This window comes from Catenovulum sediminis (assembly GCF_007289895.1).
Classification (GTDB): domain Bacteria; phylum Pseudomonadota; class Gammaproteobacteria; order Enterobacterales; family Alteromonadaceae; genus Catenovulum; species Catenovulum sediminis.
The window spans coordinates 2078932-2096505 of sequence record NZ_CP041660.1; the positions used below are offsets into that span (position 1 = coordinate 2078932).

Genomic DNA, 17574 nt, shown 5'->3' on the forward strand with positions numbered 1-17574 from the left:
TCCTGAAATTAAATTGACTCCGTTGTCGTTAATGCGCCTATAGACAGGGTTATTCACCCTCGGAGTCTTAAAGAGTTTAACTTTTGTATTATTGGTAATATATACTTAACCAATATACATATTGTTTAGAAAAATTTTACAATGATGAAAGGTTTAAACGAATTTATTATGGTGGTTGAGCAAGGTAATTTTTCATCTGCTGCAGAAAAGTTAGGTACAACCAGAGCGCGTGTTAGTCAGGTTATCGCTGAGTTAGAGTTGAATTTGGGGACACAGCTATTTAAACGCTCTACACGTTCAATGCAATTAACTTCAATAGGTCAGGCTTTTTATCAGCAAAGCCGGCAAGGACTTATCGTGTTAGAGCAGGCGGTTGAACAAGTTAAAGTTAAGCAGAATCAATTGGCCGGCAATATTAAAGTTAACTCGGTCGGTGGCCTGTTTGCAGAACAAATATTAGCCCCAGTGATAATGGACTTTATGCAACAGTATCCGAACATCAATATTGAATTGGATTTTTCCAGCGATCACATAGATTTAATCGCGGACAAATACGATCTAGCTGTCCGCATGGGGGATTTACCGGATTCAAATTTAATTGCAAGACCTTTAGTGTATTACCCATCCTATGTTTGTGCATCTGCTGATTATTTAAATCAATTTGCTGAAATTACCCACCCTAAATATTTAGAGCAACATAGGTGTATAGTCGGTAGCATGAAAAAGTGGACTTTTTATCAAGACAAAAAAGATATAAAAGGACATAAAAGCGACAAATATGAAATACACGTAGAAGGTCAACTGGTTTGCGCGAATGGACACATTGCGAAACAAGCCGCATTAAAAGGGTGTGGGATTGTCAGGTTACCTGCTTATTATGTAGCACAGGAAATTGAACAGGGTATTTTACAACCCGCAGTTAAACACTGGCAAACTAAAGGCAGTCAGGTTTCTTTAGTGTATGCAAAAACTGATTATAGGGCTGCTAGATTGCAGTTATTCATAGAATATTTATGTAATGTGTTTAGAAACAAAACACCCGCGGTATGAGCGGGTGTTTAAAATATTTGATTCAGCTATTAAATGCAGCCGTACAGATTAATCTGCTTGACCGAATTCAACACCTTTTTCAATGTCACCTTTTAAGGTCGGTAACATGTCGTCTAACGCTTTTTGTTCAAAAGCACTCAGTGAACCGTAATCTAAAATTGTTTCGACGCCGTCTTTACCTAATTTTACAGGCTGTGCGAAGAAGTCGGCGTTGTCACCGCTGCCTTGAACGTATGCACATTCAATAACATCTTCGCCTTGTAAACCTTTGATTAAAGACAAACCAAAACGTGCCGCAGCCTGACCCATAGAAAGCGTTGCTGATCCGCCACCCGCTTTTGCTTCTACAACTTCAGTACCTGCATTTTGGATACGTGTTGTTAAGCTTGCGATTTCTTCATCAGAAAAAGAAACACCATCAATTTGTGACAACAATGGTAAAATGGTCACACCACTATGGCCACCAATTACGTCTACTTTAACATCTTGAGTTGATTTACCTTTTGCTTCTGCTACAAAAGTTTCAGCTCGGATAACATCTAAAGTTGTTACACCGAACAAACGTTTTGGATCGTAAACACCGGCTTTTTTCAATACTTCTGCCGCAATTGGCACAGTTGTATTTACCGGGTTAGTGATGATACCCAACAAAGCTTTAGGACAAACTTCAGCTACTTTGCCAGCTAACGTTTTAATGATACCCGCGTTAATGTTAAACAAGTCAGCGCGGTCCATACCCGGCTTACGAGCAACACCTGCAGAAATCAATACAACGTCTGCGCCTTCTAATGCTGGGCTACAATCTTCGCCAGCAAAACCTGTGACTTCAACGTCAGTTGGAATATGGCTTAAATCTTTTGCAACACCCGGAGTAACAGGTGCAATATCATATAGGCTAAGTTGTGAACCCGCCGGTAAGTTTAGTTTAAGTAACAAGCCTAATGCTTGACCAATGCCACCAGCAGCACCAATAACAGCAACTTTCATTTTGTTCTCCATTGCTCAAAAATTGTGATACAAGATAAAAGATTGATCATCAAATGACAATTCAAGTTGGGTTAATTTGACTATCAATAATTTGTATACCCACTATAGCGTTTTTTTGCTTAGATACCAGCTCCGGATGGACCAGCTTGTCTAATTTTTTCGTCAACTTGATATTGTTTAAAATTGTCGATAAAGCGGTTTGCCAGTTGCAGTGCTGTTGACCGGTAATCAACTGGGTTGTGCCAGTTTTTTTCAGGCCACAATAATGTTTCATCTAATCCGTTAAGATGATTAGGGACGGTTAAATTCATAATCTCCATTTTACGGCAATCATCTTTATCAATTTTACCTTCTACAATCGCGCTGATAACCGCTCGTGTTTCGTCAATGCTAAATCTGCGACCATTTGGGTAAGGGCCGCCCGTCCAACCGGTATTGACTAGGTAAACGGGGGTATTGGTTTCGGTCAGTCTTTTTATCAATAAATTGGCATAGTCTGCGGCAGGGCGTGGGAAAAATGGAGCGCCAAAACAAGTGCTAAAGGTTGCACCTATTGCAGCCTGACTACCGATTTCTGTTGAACCGACTAAAGCGGTATAACCACTTAAAAAATGATAGGCCGCAGCATATTGGTCTAAAATCGCAATCGGTGGTAATACACTGCTTAGATCGCAGGTTAAAAATATTACAGCACTGGGGTGTCCGCCTTTATTTGCTGTTACTCGTTTGGGGATGTGCTCTAGCGGATAGGAAACACGGGTATTGGCGGTAAGTGAATCATCTTCGTATTTTTCGATTCGTTCTTTGTCTAGCACCACATTTTCCAATACGGCACCAAATTTTATGGCATACCAAATTAAAGGCTCTTGTTTTTCGGATAAATCAATGCACTTAGCATAACAGCCACCTTCTAAATTAAATATCCCATTTCTTGACCAGCCATGCTCGTCATCACCAATTAAATATCGTTTAGGATCTGCCGACAGAGTGGTTTTACCTGTACCTGACAAACCAAAATATAAAGCAGTACGGCTTGTTTTATCCGCAGTTTCAGCATTGGCGGAACAGTGCATGGGCAAAATATCATGTTCCGCTAGCAAGAAGTTTTGCACCGAGAATAAGGCTTTTTTCATTTCACCGGCATACGGCATGCCAGCTAATAAAACACGTTGCGAAGCAAAATCTATGATGACTGCGCCATCGCTATGTGTTCCATGTTTATCTGGGTGACAGGTAAACCCCGGCGCGTTTAATACTTGCCAGTTAAGCTTCTGAATGTTACTTCCAGATGAGGTTTGATTAGCTCGTTTACGGATAAACATATTATGCGCAAACAGTTGATGCCAAGCTGTTTGCGTTAATACTTCGACCTCTAAACAATTTTCTTCATCAGCCCCAACTTGATAATTACCTAAATAATGAGGTTGACTCTGTAAGTAATGGTGTACTTCAAACCACAAGTTTTCAAAGTCATTGGCAGAAAAAGGTTTATTGATTTTGCCCCAATCAATTTTGTCTTTAGTTTCAGGTTCTTTGACGATAAACCTATCAAGCGGTGAGCGGCCAGTTCGGCTACCGGTTGATACTGCTAAAGCACCAGAGGCAGTTAACCGACCTTCATTGTTTTGAATCGCGTGTTCTATTAGCTCAGCTGCAGTAAGAGAGACATAAGGTTTAAAATGCGCATGCATACTAACCTCTTTTTCGTAACGTAAACAATTGTCTCCTGAGTATAGAAGGTTGCAGAAATATTGCCTGTGGCAACAGGCAAAAAAGTTCATTAACTCTTTTTATCTGCTGTGCTGCTCGTTGAAGAAACTTGTTTATAGGTCGCATTGTAGCTGTCTATATCACCTACTTCCAGCATTGGTGCAGCATCTAAATGTTGCGCATCCATCATATGCACCACGCGTTGCAGTGAGGACAAAATCATCATTTGCTCCCAGTCTTTTAAATCTCTAAACTGGCGAATAAAGTGTTCTTGTAAAGGCAGTGGCGCTTCTCTAAGTAGCTCCAGACCCGCTTCGGTCAGATAAGCGTGCACCTTACGTTTGTCTTGATTTGAGCGCACACGGTAAACCAGTTCTCGTTTTTCCAGACGATCTAATATGCTGGTTACCGTAGCCTGACTTAAACTCACTTCATTGGCAATTTCACCAATGGTTACTTCGCCCTGATCATGTATAGCACGCAATAATAATAACTGAGGTGCCGTAATTCCGGCTGTTTTTACCAATTGTTTAGAGTGCAAATCAGTTGCTCGAATAAGTCGACGCAATGTGACTAACACTTCTTCAATTGTTTCTATTTGAGTCAAATTCAGCTCCGCGATAGGGTTAATTTTTGCTGGCATTATAATCTCTTCATTTGTGCACTCAACTGTTAGTCAGCGCGTCAGTAATATCATCTGGCTCAGGCGCTGTTCGTTCTGCCAATTCAGCGAAATCAACGACCATGGTAAGCTGATTATTTAAATTGACTGTGCCTTTTATCCATTCTGAGTGTTCAAGCGCATTGCTTTCTATTTGGTCAGGTGAAAATTCAATTATTTGATCTACTTTATCTATGGTAATGCCCATTCGATCTGCCGTTTTTGTTTCGACAATTAAAATATTGTTTTGTACTGAATTATTTTCGCATCTAAATAGTTTAGGGCCGTTTAAGATGGTAATAATTTCGTTGCGAATATTTAAAATACCATCCGCTTCAGCACTCGATCCAGGAAAAGGATTGCTCTCTGTATAAGGCAAAACTTCTTTAATTTCCTCGATATTGCAGCAATATCTCTCGTTTTCTATAAAAAATGATACCCATTTATCAGTCATCAGCAGTTCTTTTTAAATTAAACTAGATTTACGAATAATATTTAGTGTACTATATATTTAATTGTTTAGACATCAAAATAAATTCGCGTCGTTTTGACGAGCAACAAGAGAACTAAAAATCCATTATGGATAAAAATGACAGTATGAAGGGGCAACCAGAGTTTCGTTGTCCAAAAGCCGAAGATGGCTACCCAGTACACCAGTTAATTGCGGCATGTCCGCCTCTGGATACTAACTCAGCATATTGCAACTTATTGCAATGCTCACATTTTGCTGAAACCTGCGTAATCGCCGAAATTGATGGTGATATTGTTGGTTGGGTTTCAGCCTACATAGAACCTACCCAACCTGATACTCTTTTCATTTGGCAAATGGCCGTTTCAGAGAAAGCACGCGGATATTCGTTAGCGCGCAAAATGCTGGAGCATTTGTTGGCAAGAGAGGTGTGCAGTAAAGTTTGTTATATCGAAACAACGATAACAGCAGATAATGCCGCATCCAGAAGGGTATTTAAACGTTTAGCTGAAAATTTAGGCACTCAAATTGTTGAATCAGAGTTTTTCACAAAAGAAAAGCACTTTGGTGGTCAGCATTCAGATGAGTTTTTGTTCCGTATCGGCCCATTTTCAGTAAACACACAAATTAAGACAAACGAGGAATAGTCATGAGTATCTTTGAACAGATGGAATCTAACGTACAGTGTTATGCAAACTCTTTTCCAGTTACTTTTAACAGAGCTAAAGGGTCATACTTGTATGATGACGAAGGCAATGCTTATTTGGACTTTCTTTCTGGAGCTGGCTCACTTAATTATGGTCACAACCCTGAAGAAATTAAACAGGCGTTAGTAGACTACATTATGGCTGATGGTGTTGCGCATGGTTTAGATATGCATACAACGGCTAAAGCTGATTTTATGCAAACATTGCAAGATGTTATTCTGCAGCCGCGCGGTTTAGATTATAAAATACAGTTTACAGGCCCAACAGGTGCAAATGCCGTTGAAGCAGCAATGAAATTAGCACGAAAAATTACAGGCCGTACCAATATTATCAGCTTTACCAATGGTTTCCACGGTGTAACTTTAGGTGCAGTGAGTGCAACTGGTAACCAGCACCACAGAGGCGGTGCAGGTGTACCATTAAGCGGTACCAGTCGTATGCCTTATTGTGGCTATTATGGTTACAATGCAGATACCTTAAAAATGATCGACAAGCAATTGTCCGATCCATCTAGTGGTATCGATGCACCGGCGGCATTTATTGTTGAAACAGTCCAAGGTGAAGGCGGATTAAACGTTGCGACACCTGAATGGCTGTTAGGCTTGCAGTCTTTGGCGCAAAAACATGGTGCTAAATTAATTGTTGACGATATTCAAGCTGGTTGTGGTCGTACGGGTCGTTTCTTTAGTTTTGAAGAAGCTGGGTTGAAACCAGATATAGTGACCTTATCCAAATCAATTAGTGGTTTTGGCTTGCCTTTAGCTGTGGTTTTATTAAAACCTGAATTAGATGAATGGGCACCAGGTGAGCACAATGGTACTTTCCGTGGTAATAACCATGCATTTATCACGGCGACCAAAGCCTTAAAAACCTTTTGGGCAGATGAAAACTTCGAGAAGGAAGTTGTTGAAAAAGCGCAACTGGTAACCAGCTATTTTCAAGCTGTTGTTGATGATCTAGGTGTAACGCACGCTCGTTTAAAAGGTCGTGGTTTAATGCAGGGTATTGAATTTCGCAATGGTGAAATTGCTGACCGCATTACCTCTCGTTGTTTTGACAAAAATTTAATTGTTGAAACGGCCGGTAACCATAGCCAAGTTGTTAAATGTTTTTGTCCATTAACTATTGATAAAGCCGACTTAGAAAAAGGCTTGCAAATTATGGTTGATGCGATTGCTGCTGAGTTTAAAACTGACCTTAAAGTAGCAGTTTAAGGAGATTATTTTTTATGATAGTTAGAAATTTAAAAGAAGCCGAACAGTCAGAACGTAAAATTGTCAGTGAAGGATGGGACAGTACTCGCTTGTTACTTAAAGGTGACAACATGGGGTTTTCTTTTCATATCACCACTATTTTTGAAGGTGCAGAGCTGCATTTGCACTATAAAAATCACTTAGAATCGGTTTATTGTATTTCTGGTGAAGGTTCGGTTGAAGATTTAGCCGACGGTACAGTTCACCCAATAGAGCCGGGTGTGATCTACATTTTAGATAAGCATGATAAGCACATTTTACGTGCGACTAAAGAAATGAAAATGGCCTGTGTATTTAACCCTCCATTACACGGCAAAGAAGTGCACGATGAAACCGGCGCGTACGCACTTGAAGCTGAACCAGTCAGTGGTGACTAAGATATACCAAGCAGGTAGTTAACTACCTGCTTTTCCCCTTGTATATCGCACCTTATTTATTAAATAAATAGAGAACAAAATTCAATGAACGGATCAAATAGTCATACGGTCGAAAAAATCGGCGGTACTTCTATGAGTCAGTACCAAGCGGTACGAGACAACATAATGTTAAATCAACAGCTGAAAAATCCTTATCAAAGGATTTTTGTCGTTTCCGCTTATGCAGGCATGACCAATTTGTTGTTGGAGCACAAAAAAACAGCTGAACCGGGCGTTTACGGTCGATTTGCCAGTGCAGAAGAAGACAGATCATGGATGGAAGCGTTTGAAACTGTGCGCAGTAAAATGGTTGAAACTAACTTAGAATTATTTGGTGAAACTGCGCTGCGCGAAAAAGCAGATCGTTTTATTTTACGACGTTTAGACGATGCAGAGCGCGCATTAACTGACTTAAATAATTTGTGTCAACATGGCCATTTTGAGATTGGCGATCACTTACTTAAAGTGCGTGAAATGTTGGCCAGTATCGGCGAAGCACACAGTGCTTGGAACTTAGCGCATTTATTGCAAAAAGAAGGGATCAATGCCGTATTTGTTGATTTAACTGGTTGGGATATCGACAAAGCCGTTGATATGGACGAGCTGATCAAGGAAAAATTCTGGTCGCTAGACTTAAAGGAATGTTTGCCAATTGCAACGGGTTATTGTCATAGTGCCAAAGGTTTAATGGCAACTTTTGATCGCGGTTATAGTGAAATGACATTTAGTCGTATTGCGGTTTTGACTAAAGCAGAAGAAGCGATTATTCACAAAGAATATCACTTAAGTAGCGCTGATCCTAAAATGGTGGGTTTAGATAAAGTCGTGCCTATTGGTTTAACTAACTATGATGTTGCGGATCAGCTCGCTAATTTAGGGATGGAAGCCATTCACCCAAGAGCCGCTAAAGGACTGCGCCAATCAGAAATTTCGTTGCGAGTGAAAAACACATTCGAGCCAGAGCACAAAGGTACGTTAATTACTTCAACTTATGTCAGTGACAAACCTAAAGTTGAAATTGTTGCGGGTCGACAAAATGTATATTCATTTGAGCTATTTGACCAAGACATGATGGGCCAAGTAAACCGTTTTGACATTGAGACTTTAGCGCTTATCAATGAGCTAAAAATTCAAATGGTGAGTAAAGATGTAACGGCAAACAGTATTACGCATTATTTGAGTTGTAACCTGAAAAAAGCAAAACGCTTACAAACCTTATTGGAAAATAAATTCCCAGAAGCCGAAGTGAATGTGCGTAAAGTGTGTATTGTTTCAGCTATCGGTAGCGATATGCAAGAAGCGGGTATGCTAGCACGAGCTGTCAAAGCAATCGCTGAGCAAGGCATCAGCATACAGGCGCTGCATCAATCTATGCGTCAGGTAGACATTCAGTTTGTTTTGGATGAGAAGCATTTTGAAACCGCAACCGTTGCATTGCATAAACATTTAGTTGAGCAAGAAAACGAGGTTTAATATTAAGTATAAAACCACACCCATACGCTCTAGCTCAGATGACTTCTGGGCTTACGGCGTAAATATTACAAAACCAAACCATCCACATGTAACAGATATACGTGAGGATGGTTTTGTTCCTCAACATTTCGCTTCTAAAGTCTGGCAGTCAAATTTTTTATTGATGGACATGCTATCTGCACTCCCAGTTAAAAACCAACTCAATGTTATCGAGATTGGCGCTGGTTGGGGCGCACTGAGCGTTTTTATGAATAAGCACTTTGACGCGGCAGTCATTGCCAGTGATTTGGATGAAAACTTATGGCCGTATCAACAAATGTTGGCGCAGCGAAATGATTCTAATATTACCAGCAAAGTATTACCTATCGAACAAATAACAGATCGAGTGCTCGCAGAAACCGATCTGATTATCGCTTCTGATATTTGTTATGACAATGATACCAAAAATGCATTACAAAGCTTAGTTGAGTTGGTTGCATGCCGCAACGATGTCGTGTTTTTGTTGGCGGATATTGGGCGTAAAGCTTTTATGCGCTTAAGTGAAGATAACGAAATTTTTCAAGATGTGAAATTGCGTCCACGCAGTATATCAGAGCCCGTAGATATGCAAGGTTATGTATTGTCGGTTAATCCAATCAGGGAAATATTATGTTAGTCAGCTTTATTGTTTTTCTATCTTGTTTTGCAATTATTGGGTTGAGCTCGGCCAAGTTCGCACAAAAAAATCGTGATGATTATTATTTGGCAGGTCGCAACGTATCCGCTTGGTTAACTGGGTTATCCGCCGTAGCAACTAATAATAGTGGTTACATGTTTATTGGTGTAATTGGTTACACCTATTACACAGGTTTAGCTGCAATGTGGTTAATGGTGGGCTGGATTATTGGTGACATAATCGCTTCTTTTTATGTTCACCAACACGTTAGAAGCAAAGCAAAAGAGAGACAAGCCGTTTCGATAATGTCGTTGGTGAGCCGTTGGCAAGGTGATAATCAAAAAGTGCTTAGGCAAATGTTGTCATGGACCGCACTGATACTGATGATAGCCTATGCAGCAGCACAATTTATCGCAGGCAGTAAAGCACTGCATGTTTTACTGGATTGGCCATTATGGATGGGTGCTATTCTAGTCTCAGTTTTAGTTGCCGCCTATTGTTTTGCGGGGGGGATCAGAGCTTCAATCTGGACAGACGCGGCACAATCGTTTGTGATGATATTAGCGATGAGTTTATTGATGTTTGTTGCAATTGATAACATAGGGGGCGTTGCTGCTGTTTACGATAAACTTGAGCAAATCCCTGGTTATTTTGATGTTGCTCCAGACGATTTAATGATCCCCGGTACGGCCGGCATTATCGCTTTTGCAGTCGGTTGGGTATTTGCAGGCTTTTCGGTTGTGGGTCAGCCTCATATTATGGTTCGTTTTATTGCATTGGATGGTCAACAAAAAATGTGGGTCATGCGGATGTGGTACTACGTTTGGTTCAGTCTATTTTATTTAATGGCAACCACTGTCGGCTTATTAAGCCGCATTTTGTTAGATACTGGTGGCAGCTTTGACGCTGAGCTTGCGCTGCCAATGATGGCAGTTGAGTTATTGCCTGATTGGTTAGTCGGGTTAATTCTAGCAGGGATTTTTGCTGCGACATTATCAACCGCAGATTCTCTAATACTGAGCGCCTCAGCGGCAGTATCACAAGATTGTTTACCTAAAGCGATTGATAAAACCTGGTTGATTAAAACCATTACCTTATTGATCACCGTGTTGACATTGGTGGTCGCGTTATTTGCCAAACAAGGTGTATTTGAATTAGTCGTCTTTGCTTGGTCAACTTTGGGCTGTGCCATTGCGCCACTGCTGATTGGTTTTATCCGAGGCTGGCAAATTAGCCAATGGCGCGCTATTTTTGTAGTGGTACTCGGGGTAGGAACCGCCCTTATTTGGCGCGCGCTTGGCTGGCATGCTCAAATTTACGAAGGTTTAGCCGGTATTTTATTGAGTTTGTTTGCTTTTTATATACTACGACAGTCTCAGCAAGAAGTATTTGCAAAAGATGGAGCGAGTTAGTTGAAAACTAAAGTAAGGTTTTTATCATTCAGTTTTATTTTCTGCTGGTTTTTCTTTTCGCAATCTTCTTTGGCGCAAGAAGCTGAACAAGTTGTTGAGCAAGAACGTAAACTGGCAGAAAAAATCGAAAAACTAGAAGAGCCTTTGTATACCCCATTTATTGAGCGGTATTTATTAGATGAAGTAAAAACGATTCGGCAAGAGCAACAGATACTGCGAACTGAAATCGCTGAAAAGTTAGCTGGTGCTAAACTTGAATCGTCTGACCGAGCATTAAGGTATACATCAGACACAGTCAATAATGTGTTTTTCATTATTACCGCTGCTGCATCAGTGTTAGTTTTAATGGGATGGCGCTCCTTGCGTGATATTCAAACGCAAATAGAGGAACACGTGAGCAATAAAGTTAGCTCGGTGAGTGATGAATATGAAAAACGCTTATCAGATGTCGAAGAAAAACTGAAGAAGCGCTCAGAGCAAATTATTTCGACACAGGAAGAAATCGCCAGAGCTAATCAATTACATGCGTTATGGATGCGAGCTGGGCTGGAAAATAATCCGCAACAAAAAGTAAAACTCTATGATGAGATACTCGATCTGCACAGTGAAGATGTTGAAGCCATTACCTATAAAGCGGACGCTGTCTTAGAATTAGGTGAATGTGAATGGGCACTTAATCTATCGAGTAAAGCGCTCGAATTGGATCAGGATTACGCCCTAGCTTATTGGCAGCGCGCCTGTGCTCATGCTGCGCTTGGTCAAATCGAAAGCGCGATAGAAGATATACATATAGCACTGGAGAAGTCACCCGTACTGGCAAGTGAACTTGCACATGAAAGTATGTTCCAGACCTTGTATGAGGAAGAAGAATTTAAAAAATTACTTGCTTAATATTTGCACATTTCAAACTCGCCGACTAGGCTTAGATCGCAAACAGAATTGATTAAAATAAATAAATGGTGAGATGGAGTTTGAATATGTCTGTTACATCTAAAGATATTGTTAGAACCGCTTTTATTATTTTTGCACTTGTATTGTGCTACCAAATTGTATTTGTCAGTGCCAGTCAAATAGATTGGTTTGCTGCACCAATCGCATCTTTAGTGTATGCATTGCTTGCCTTTGCAGTGCAGCGCAGTAGCAGATCTCAGTCAAATAACTCAATGCGACAAATGGAGTAAAATATGGAAACAGAATTTCATACTTTAGGTAATTTATTTGAGCAATTAGGTATAGCCGATAACGAACAGGCGATTGATGCATTTATTGATAAGCACAAGCCTTTGCCAAACAATATTCAGTTACACCAAGCATCTTTTTGGAGTGCAGGGCAAAAATCATTTTTGCATGAAGCCATTGCAGCTGACGCTGATTGGGCTGAAGTTGTCGACCAGCTTGATGCTATGTTACGTGATTAAAATTCTTCACAAAAAACGATTAAAACAACAGCTTGTAAAATAACTTTGGCTAGATTTCAGCGAACGATTTAGCTCTTTGAACCTTACATTCTACATGCTTTCTGATATTAAAAGGCGCTTTTAGCGCCTTTTTTCTTCCATCAAATATATCCTTACAATAAAACAAACGACTGCATAACTGTTATCTGTAGGCGGGCAGGTAGATTATGTGGCTGTGTTTAAGCCAAAAAGAGACTTTTTAAAAGCTAGCTGTGAGTTTGCTTAATGGTCAATTGATAATAAAAGCGGAATACTTTGCTTTTTATTCTTAATACTTGGCTTACTAATGAAAATTCAATTAACACTTATCTCGGCTGCTTGCAGTGTCGCGCTACTGAATGCCTGCAGTGTTTTTTCCGGTCAACCTGATTCTGCGAATCAACAAGATAATCAAAACAATACGGCGGTCAGTTTATACGGGACGCTGGAACCGTTTGCGCAAGAAGCTGTATATTTTGCATTAACAGATCGTTTTGTTGATGCAGATAAAAATAATAATTACCCTGAACAAGGGAAAGATTGGGGCAACGGTCAGTGGGGAACGTTTGATCGGTTACTCGCCGGGCCCAATGGTCAGAGCGCTAATGTCGGTTATTTAGGTGGCGATTTTAAAGGTGTATTGAACAACGCTGAATATATCGCAAATTTGGGTTTCACCTCTGTCTGGTTAACGCCTATTTGGGATAATCCGGAATATGCATTTAACGGCGGTGAAACCATTACCTTTGATGGTGGATACAAAGACGGTGGCAAAACGGGTTATCATGGCTATTGGGCACATAATTTTTATCAACCAGATGAGCATTTAGTTTCAACGGATCTTTCGTTTAGAGCGTTTTCAGCCGGTTTAAAACAACACAATTTAAAATTTGTATTAGACATAGTCGCTAACCATGGTTCGCCAGCTTACTCGATGCCTGAGGCAATGCCACAGTATGGTAAAATTTACGACGCAACGGGTAATTTGCTGGCCGATCACCAGAATCTTCATCCAACCAAGTTAGACAAAAATAATCCTTTGCATCAGTTCTACAACACGCACACTGGGTTGGCGCAACTATCTGATATTGATGAAAATAACCCATCAGCATTTGAATATTTAACCGATGCGTATTTATATTGGATTGCGCAAGGAGTCGACGCAATACGGATAGATACTATCCGCGAAATGCCTCATCATTTTTGGTATCGGGTAAGCAAAAAAATCAGACAGCATTACCCAGATATGTTTATGTTTGGCGAAAGTTATAATTATGATGCGAGCTTTATTGCCCAACATACTTATCCGCAAAATGGCGGGGTGAGTGTATTAGATTTTCCAGGGAGAGCATCTATCACGCAAACGTTTGAAAATAAAAATGCGAGCTACGCCGATATTGTCAGTTATTTACACCTTACGGATGAGGTTTACGCCAACCCTTATGAATTAATGACCTTTTATGATAACCATGATATGCCACGCATGAATGCGGATGATAACGGGTTTATTGATGCCAACAATTGGTTATTCACAAGTCGAGGCATCCCGGTGATTTATTATGGTTCAGAGATTAATTTTATGACGGGTAAAGCCGAGCATCAGGGCAACCGAAACTATTTTGGCCAACAAAATATTGAAATTGCCAAAACACACCCGATTGCTTTGCAACTGAAACGAATTGCGGATGTGCGTAAAAATTCAATTGCACTGCAACGCGGTTTGCAACTTAATATCGAATTTAGCCAAGAAACGGCCGCATTCTATCGAATATATCAACATCAAGGTGAAAATCAAACCGCACTTGTACTGTTGAATAAAAGTGACTATGACCAAAAGGTTAAACTCAACAAGCTGCAAAATTTAGCTATCTGGCGAAACGCTTTTGATCAACAAAAGGTTGATTTAACGAAGCGTGAAGACTGGTTATTCGAGCTACAGCCTCATAGTGTGCAAGTGTATTTATTAGACAAAAGTTTAACCAATTCAAATTTAGTTGAAAAGGCTAGAAAAATGCAGCGATAGGCGCATTAATTCATTTCGCTCGCCAAAATGCGGTACTGGCTGGGCGAAATGTTCATCGATTGTTTAAATCGGGTCGAAAAATTAAACGCGTTATCATAGCCGACAGAATCAGCGATTTGTTGGATGGGGAGTTGTGTGGTTTTTAACAGCAACTGTGCTTTTTGCATACGAATTTTCGTGAGTTTTTGTAGTGGAGAGCAGGCAAACGTTTGTTGGCATAATCGAAACAAGTGAGCGCGTGAATAATTGCATTGTTGACACATACGCTCGACCGTCCATTTTTCTTCCGGATGCAAAGCTATCTTACGGAACAAGCTTTGAATTCGTTTTACATTGAGGTCAACCGCCCCATTCAATTGTTGCAACTGGCGTTTTAGCAAAATAAATAACTGTTGCGCGTAGGTTTGATGCATTTGTTGTGTTAACGGGTCATCGGAAAAGCGTTCCTGCAACATATTTTGTAGTATCTGTGTACATTGTAATGCAAGATCTTGATACCTGAGTTTCGAAGCCGGTATTAATTTTATGTGTTCTGGAAATGTTTGCCAGAATCCACCGGTGGGCAAGATAAACCATACGGTTTGCCATCCATGCAATGCGCATGCAGTGTAATTAAACTGGCTGCCCGCGGGCACATACAAAATATCACCTACGTTAATATGTTCTAAGATAGGTTCATCTGCATGCCATACCCCCCGGCCCTTAACCGTCAATACAATTAAGTGCTGTGGCAATATACGGGATACATGGTAATCGCCATCTAACAGCGACAAACCGCCCATGTTAATTTGCCAACTTTTAAATGCGGTGAATTCATTATCTGCCAAATAATGTTCGACACAACGTTGACCTAGTTGAATGATATCGGCGCTTTGCATGTGTTTAACTTCCAGTTTAATCGACTCAACTATGATACCAATTCAAAGGCTTTGGATAACTAGCTAGATGGGGTATTGCATTCGTATTCAATAACATAGTTGAAACAAATCATATTATCTAACCAAAGTATTCGGCAAATAATCGCTAGCGCGATGAAAGATGCAGACATCAACATGACCTACTAGAGCCTATTATGTATAAATATTTACGCCAAAAAATCTTAAGCTTGTTAGCAATTAGTATAATGAGTAGCCGTTTACTTGCTGACACAGTGGATATTCCGAACTTGTCTGCACAGCTTGTGGTTGATGGCCAATTAAATGAAGCTGTTTGGCAAAAAGCAGCAGCGTTTCGCCTTAATTATGTTACTTTTCCTTACGATAATATTGAACCTCCTGTGCAGACAACTGCTTTCGTATTTTACGATGCGCATTATTTATACGTTGGTTTTAAAGCTGAAGATAATACACCTGAACGTATTCGCTCACATTTAAAAGATAGAGATATGGTTTGGAGCGATGATTTAGTGGGCTTCAAATTAGATACCTATAACAATGCTAAATTTGCGTATCAATTTTTTATTAACCCAGATTCGGTGCAAATCGACTCATTAGCTAATGAGTTTGACAAAACCTCGGCAGATGACTGGAATGCAATTTGGAAAGCCAGTGCGCAGTTGACGCCTAATGGATATCAGGCCGAGTTTAAAATTCCTTTTGATCAACTCAGTTTTGTGGATAGTACGCAACTGAAAAATTGGAAAATTGAGCTTATTCGACGCTACCCACGTAATCTGGATTACCATATTTCTAACGTTAAAAAAGACAAAAATCAAGAATGTGAATTGTGTCAAATGCAAAATATTCGAGGTTTTACAAAGGCCACCACCGCGAGTCAATTATTAGTCACGCCTACTGTATCGCTAATCCGGCAGGAACAACGAGAACATTGGCAAGCTGATAATTGGCAAACAGACGATAGCGTACAATTAGGTGCAGACATTAATTGGCAAATTAACTCGAATAGCAAATTAAACGCCACGATTAATCCAGATTTTTCGCAAGTAGAAGAAGACAGTGCTCAACTCGACGTAAATACGACTTACTCCTTGTATTATGATGAAAAAAGGAGGTTTTTTGTCGAAAATAGCGATCAGTTTGGCAGTTTATTTGATCTTTTACATACTCGGAATATTGCTCAGCCGGAGATCGGCGTCAAATTTGTAAACCGTAGTGAAAAGCATAGTTTTGCAACCTTGTTGACCAACGACGAATCAACTTTTGTACAAGTGCCTGACATTTTAAGCTCCCGTATTGTTGAGTATCAACATAAAAGTACAAATGCAGCAGCTCGTTATCGATTTGATAGCAGTAAATATTTTAGTATTGGTGGTTTAGCAACGGTGCGTCAAAGTGATAACTATCACAATCATGTTGTGGCGCTTGATAGTAAATATAGCCTAACCGACAGCACTGCAATTGAAGGGCAAATTGTTTGGTCTGACACCGTGTATCCTGACAGTTTTAATCAAACAGATCCTAAAACGGGCAGTGCTTGGCAAGTAAAGCTTAATCATAACCAACGTAATTTCTGGTTTAATGCCGAATACCAGCAAATAGAACAGAATTTTCGAGCTGATTTAGGCTTTGTAAGTAGTGTTAACCGGAAACATCAAAAAGTGCGTGCCGGCTATGTTGAGTATGACCAACAATCGGCCTGGAATCAGTTTGAATTTTGGTTAGGTGGTGAAAAGAAAAGTACGTTGGATAATCAACCCATAGAAGATAACGTTGAAATTCAATTTAATGTTAAAGGTCCGAAACAATCGCGTATTAGCACTGGGGCCGGTATACAACACAAGGTAGGACGAGATTTACAGCAAGGTTTGTTTAATACCAATTTTGCCTTCTTTTATGGTGAAATGAACCTAACACCCACTGTATTTAGTAGCGTCTTGTTATTACGTGCAAAAGCCGTTGATTATGCAAATAACAGGCAAGGTGATAAATTTCAAATCCAGCCTATTGTAAAGTGGAACCTCAACAAACATTTAAATGTAGAAGTGATTCATACGTACGAAAATATGGACTCGGCAGGTGATGATTTATACTTGGTTAACTTATCTGATTTGCGTTTTAGTTATCAGTATAACCATAGTCATAAAAGTAGTTTGTCATTACTCTATAACAACATAAAACATAATCTGCAAAACTATCCCAATAGCGACCCGGCGAAGTATCAAAAATTATCTGCAAAATTTGTTCATAGCTGGCGATTTGATGCTTTTACGGCTGCCTATTTGGGGTTATCGGTCAATATGATCAATAACGAGGTCCTACAACAGCTAACAACACAACAAAAAGTGGCCTTTTTTAAAGTGAGTTACACTTTCTAACAGATGAAGTTATGGTTAGTAAACGTTATCTTTTTTGTTTGGAGGGTT

18 protein-coding genes are annotated in these 17574 nt (G+C 40.0%); 12 read left to right on the forward strand and 6 right to left on the reverse strand.

What is annotated here, in order from left to right:
• Positions 1-141: 141 nt before the first annotated feature.
• Positions 142-1050, forward strand: coding sequence for a LysR family transcriptional regulator (locus FNT16_RS08450; RefSeq protein WP_143871182.1), 909 nt, complete (start codon positions 142-144; stop codon positions 1048-1050).
• Between the two features lie 48 nt (positions 1051-1098).
• Here the strand turns inward: FNT16_RS08450 and mdh are convergent, their stop codons facing one another.
• From mdh to FNT16_RS08470, 4 genes are all read right to left on the reverse strand, one after another.
• On the reverse strand, positions 1099-2037 hold the full coding sequence (gene mdh, locus FNT16_RS08455) for a malate dehydrogenase (RefSeq protein WP_143871183.1): 939 nt from the start codon (positions 2035-2037) through the stop codon (positions 1099-1101).
• Positions 2038-2156: 119 nt separating this feature from the next.
• A complete protein-coding gene (locus FNT16_RS08460) occupies positions 2157-3728 on the reverse strand; it encodes a phosphoenolpyruvate carboxykinase (ATP) (protein WP_143871184.1) in 1572 nt (523 codons plus the stop codon).
• A gap of 89 nt (positions 3729-3817) precedes the next feature.
• Complete coding sequence (locus tag FNT16_RS08465; protein WP_221935091.1) at positions 3818-4345, reverse strand: MarR family winged helix-turn-helix transcriptional regulator; 528 nt, start codon at positions 4343-4345, stop codon at positions 3818-3820.
• A 67-nt stretch (positions 4346-4412) separates the two neighbouring features.
• Positions 4413-4862, reverse strand: a complete 450-nt coding sequence (locus FNT16_RS08470; protein WP_143871186.1) for a chemotaxis protein CheW — start codon at positions 4860-4862, stop codon at positions 4413-4415.
• A 125-nt stretch (positions 4863-4987) separates the two neighbouring features.
• Here FNT16_RS08470 and ectA point away from each other — a divergent pair, with 125 nt between their 5' ends.
• Genes ectA through FNT16_RS08485 form a run of 3 tightly spaced genes read left to right on the forward strand, consistent with a single transcriptional unit; the run spans position 4988 to position 7214 of the window.
• Entirely contained in the window at positions 4988-5524 is a 537-nt protein-coding gene (ectA, locus tag FNT16_RS08475) for a diaminobutyrate acetyltransferase (protein ID WP_143871187.1), read from the forward strand.
• Positions 5525-5526: 2 nt separating this feature from the next.
• Complete coding sequence (gene ectB / locus FNT16_RS08480; protein ID WP_143871188.1) at positions 5527-6798, forward strand: diaminobutyrate--2-oxoglutarate transaminase; 1272 nt, start codon at positions 5527-5529, stop codon at positions 6796-6798.
• Between the two features lie 14 nt (positions 6799-6812).
• Positions 6813-7214 (forward strand): ectoine synthase, encoded by a 402-nt coding sequence (locus FNT16_RS08485; RefSeq protein WP_143871189.1) that lies wholly within the window; start codon positions 6813-6815, stop codon positions 7212-7214.
• An 18-nt stretch (positions 7215-7232) separates the two neighbouring features.
• Here FNT16_RS08485 and FNT16_RS21135 read toward each other — a convergent pair whose 3' ends face one another.
• Positions 7233-7292, reverse strand: a complete 60-nt coding sequence (locus tag FNT16_RS21135; RefSeq protein WP_350401960.1) for an erythromycin resistance leader peptide — start codon at positions 7290-7292, stop codon at positions 7233-7235.
• A gap of 6 nt (positions 7293-7298) precedes the next feature.
• On the opposite strand from FNT16_RS21135, the gene FNT16_RS08495 reads away from it, so the two are divergent.
• The 7 genes from FNT16_RS08495 (at position 7299) to FNT16_RS08525 (ending at position 14252) form a co-directional block, all read left to right on the forward strand.
• Positions 7299-8726 carry an aspartate kinase gene (locus FNT16_RS08495; RefSeq protein ID WP_143871190.1) on the forward strand — a complete coding sequence of 476 codons (1428 nt, stop codon included), beginning with the start codon at positions 7299-7301 and terminating at the stop codon, positions 8724-8726.
• Entirely contained in the window at positions 8704-9381 is a 678-nt protein-coding gene (locus FNT16_RS08500; protein ID WP_143871191.1) for a class I SAM-dependent methyltransferase, read from the forward strand. The genes FNT16_RS08495 and FNT16_RS08500 overlap by 23 nt, the downstream gene beginning before the upstream one ends.
• Positions 9375-10793, forward strand: coding sequence for a sodium/proline symporter (locus FNT16_RS08505; protein ID WP_143871192.1), 1419 nt, complete (start codon positions 9375-9377; stop codon positions 10791-10793). The genes FNT16_RS08500 and FNT16_RS08505 overlap by 7 nt, the downstream gene beginning before the upstream one ends.
• Complete coding sequence (locus tag FNT16_RS08510; RefSeq protein WP_143871193.1) at positions 10794-11684, forward strand: tetratricopeptide repeat protein; 891 nt, start codon at positions 10794-10796, stop codon at positions 11682-11684.
• Positions 11685-11770: 86 nt separating this feature from the next.
• Positions 11771-11974: a hypothetical protein gene (locus tag FNT16_RS08515; RefSeq protein WP_143871194.1), complete on the forward strand. Its 204-nt coding sequence runs from the start codon at positions 11771-11773 to the stop codon at positions 11972-11974.
• Positions 11975-11977: 3 nt separating this feature from the next.
• Positions 11978-12211: a DUF2789 domain-containing protein gene (locus tag FNT16_RS08520; RefSeq protein ID WP_143871195.1), complete on the forward strand. Its 234-nt coding sequence runs from the start codon at positions 11978-11980 to the stop codon at positions 12209-12211.
• Positions 12212-12536: 325 nt separating this feature from the next.
• Positions 12537-14252: an alpha-amylase family glycosyl hydrolase gene (locus FNT16_RS08525; protein ID WP_143871196.1), complete on the forward strand. Its 1716-nt coding sequence runs from the start codon at positions 12537-12539 to the stop codon at positions 14250-14252.
• 5 nt (positions 14253-14257) lie between these two features.
• Here FNT16_RS08525 and FNT16_RS08530 read toward each other — a convergent pair whose 3' ends face one another.
• The gene (locus FNT16_RS08530; protein ID WP_143871197.1) at positions 14258-15130 is read right to left on the reverse strand and encodes a helix-turn-helix transcriptional regulator; all 873 of its coding nucleotides are present in this window, start codon (positions 15128-15130) and stop codon (positions 14258-14260) included.
• A 245-nt stretch (positions 15131-15375) separates the two neighbouring features.
• Here FNT16_RS08530 and FNT16_RS08535 point away from each other — a divergent pair, with 245 nt between their 5' ends.
• Positions 15376-17526 (forward strand): carbohydrate binding family 9 domain-containing protein, encoded by a 2151-nt coding sequence (locus tag FNT16_RS08535; protein ID WP_185976552.1) that lies wholly within the window; start codon positions 15376-15378, stop codon positions 17524-17526.
• The last annotated feature ends 48 nt before the right edge of the window (positions 17527-17574 follow it).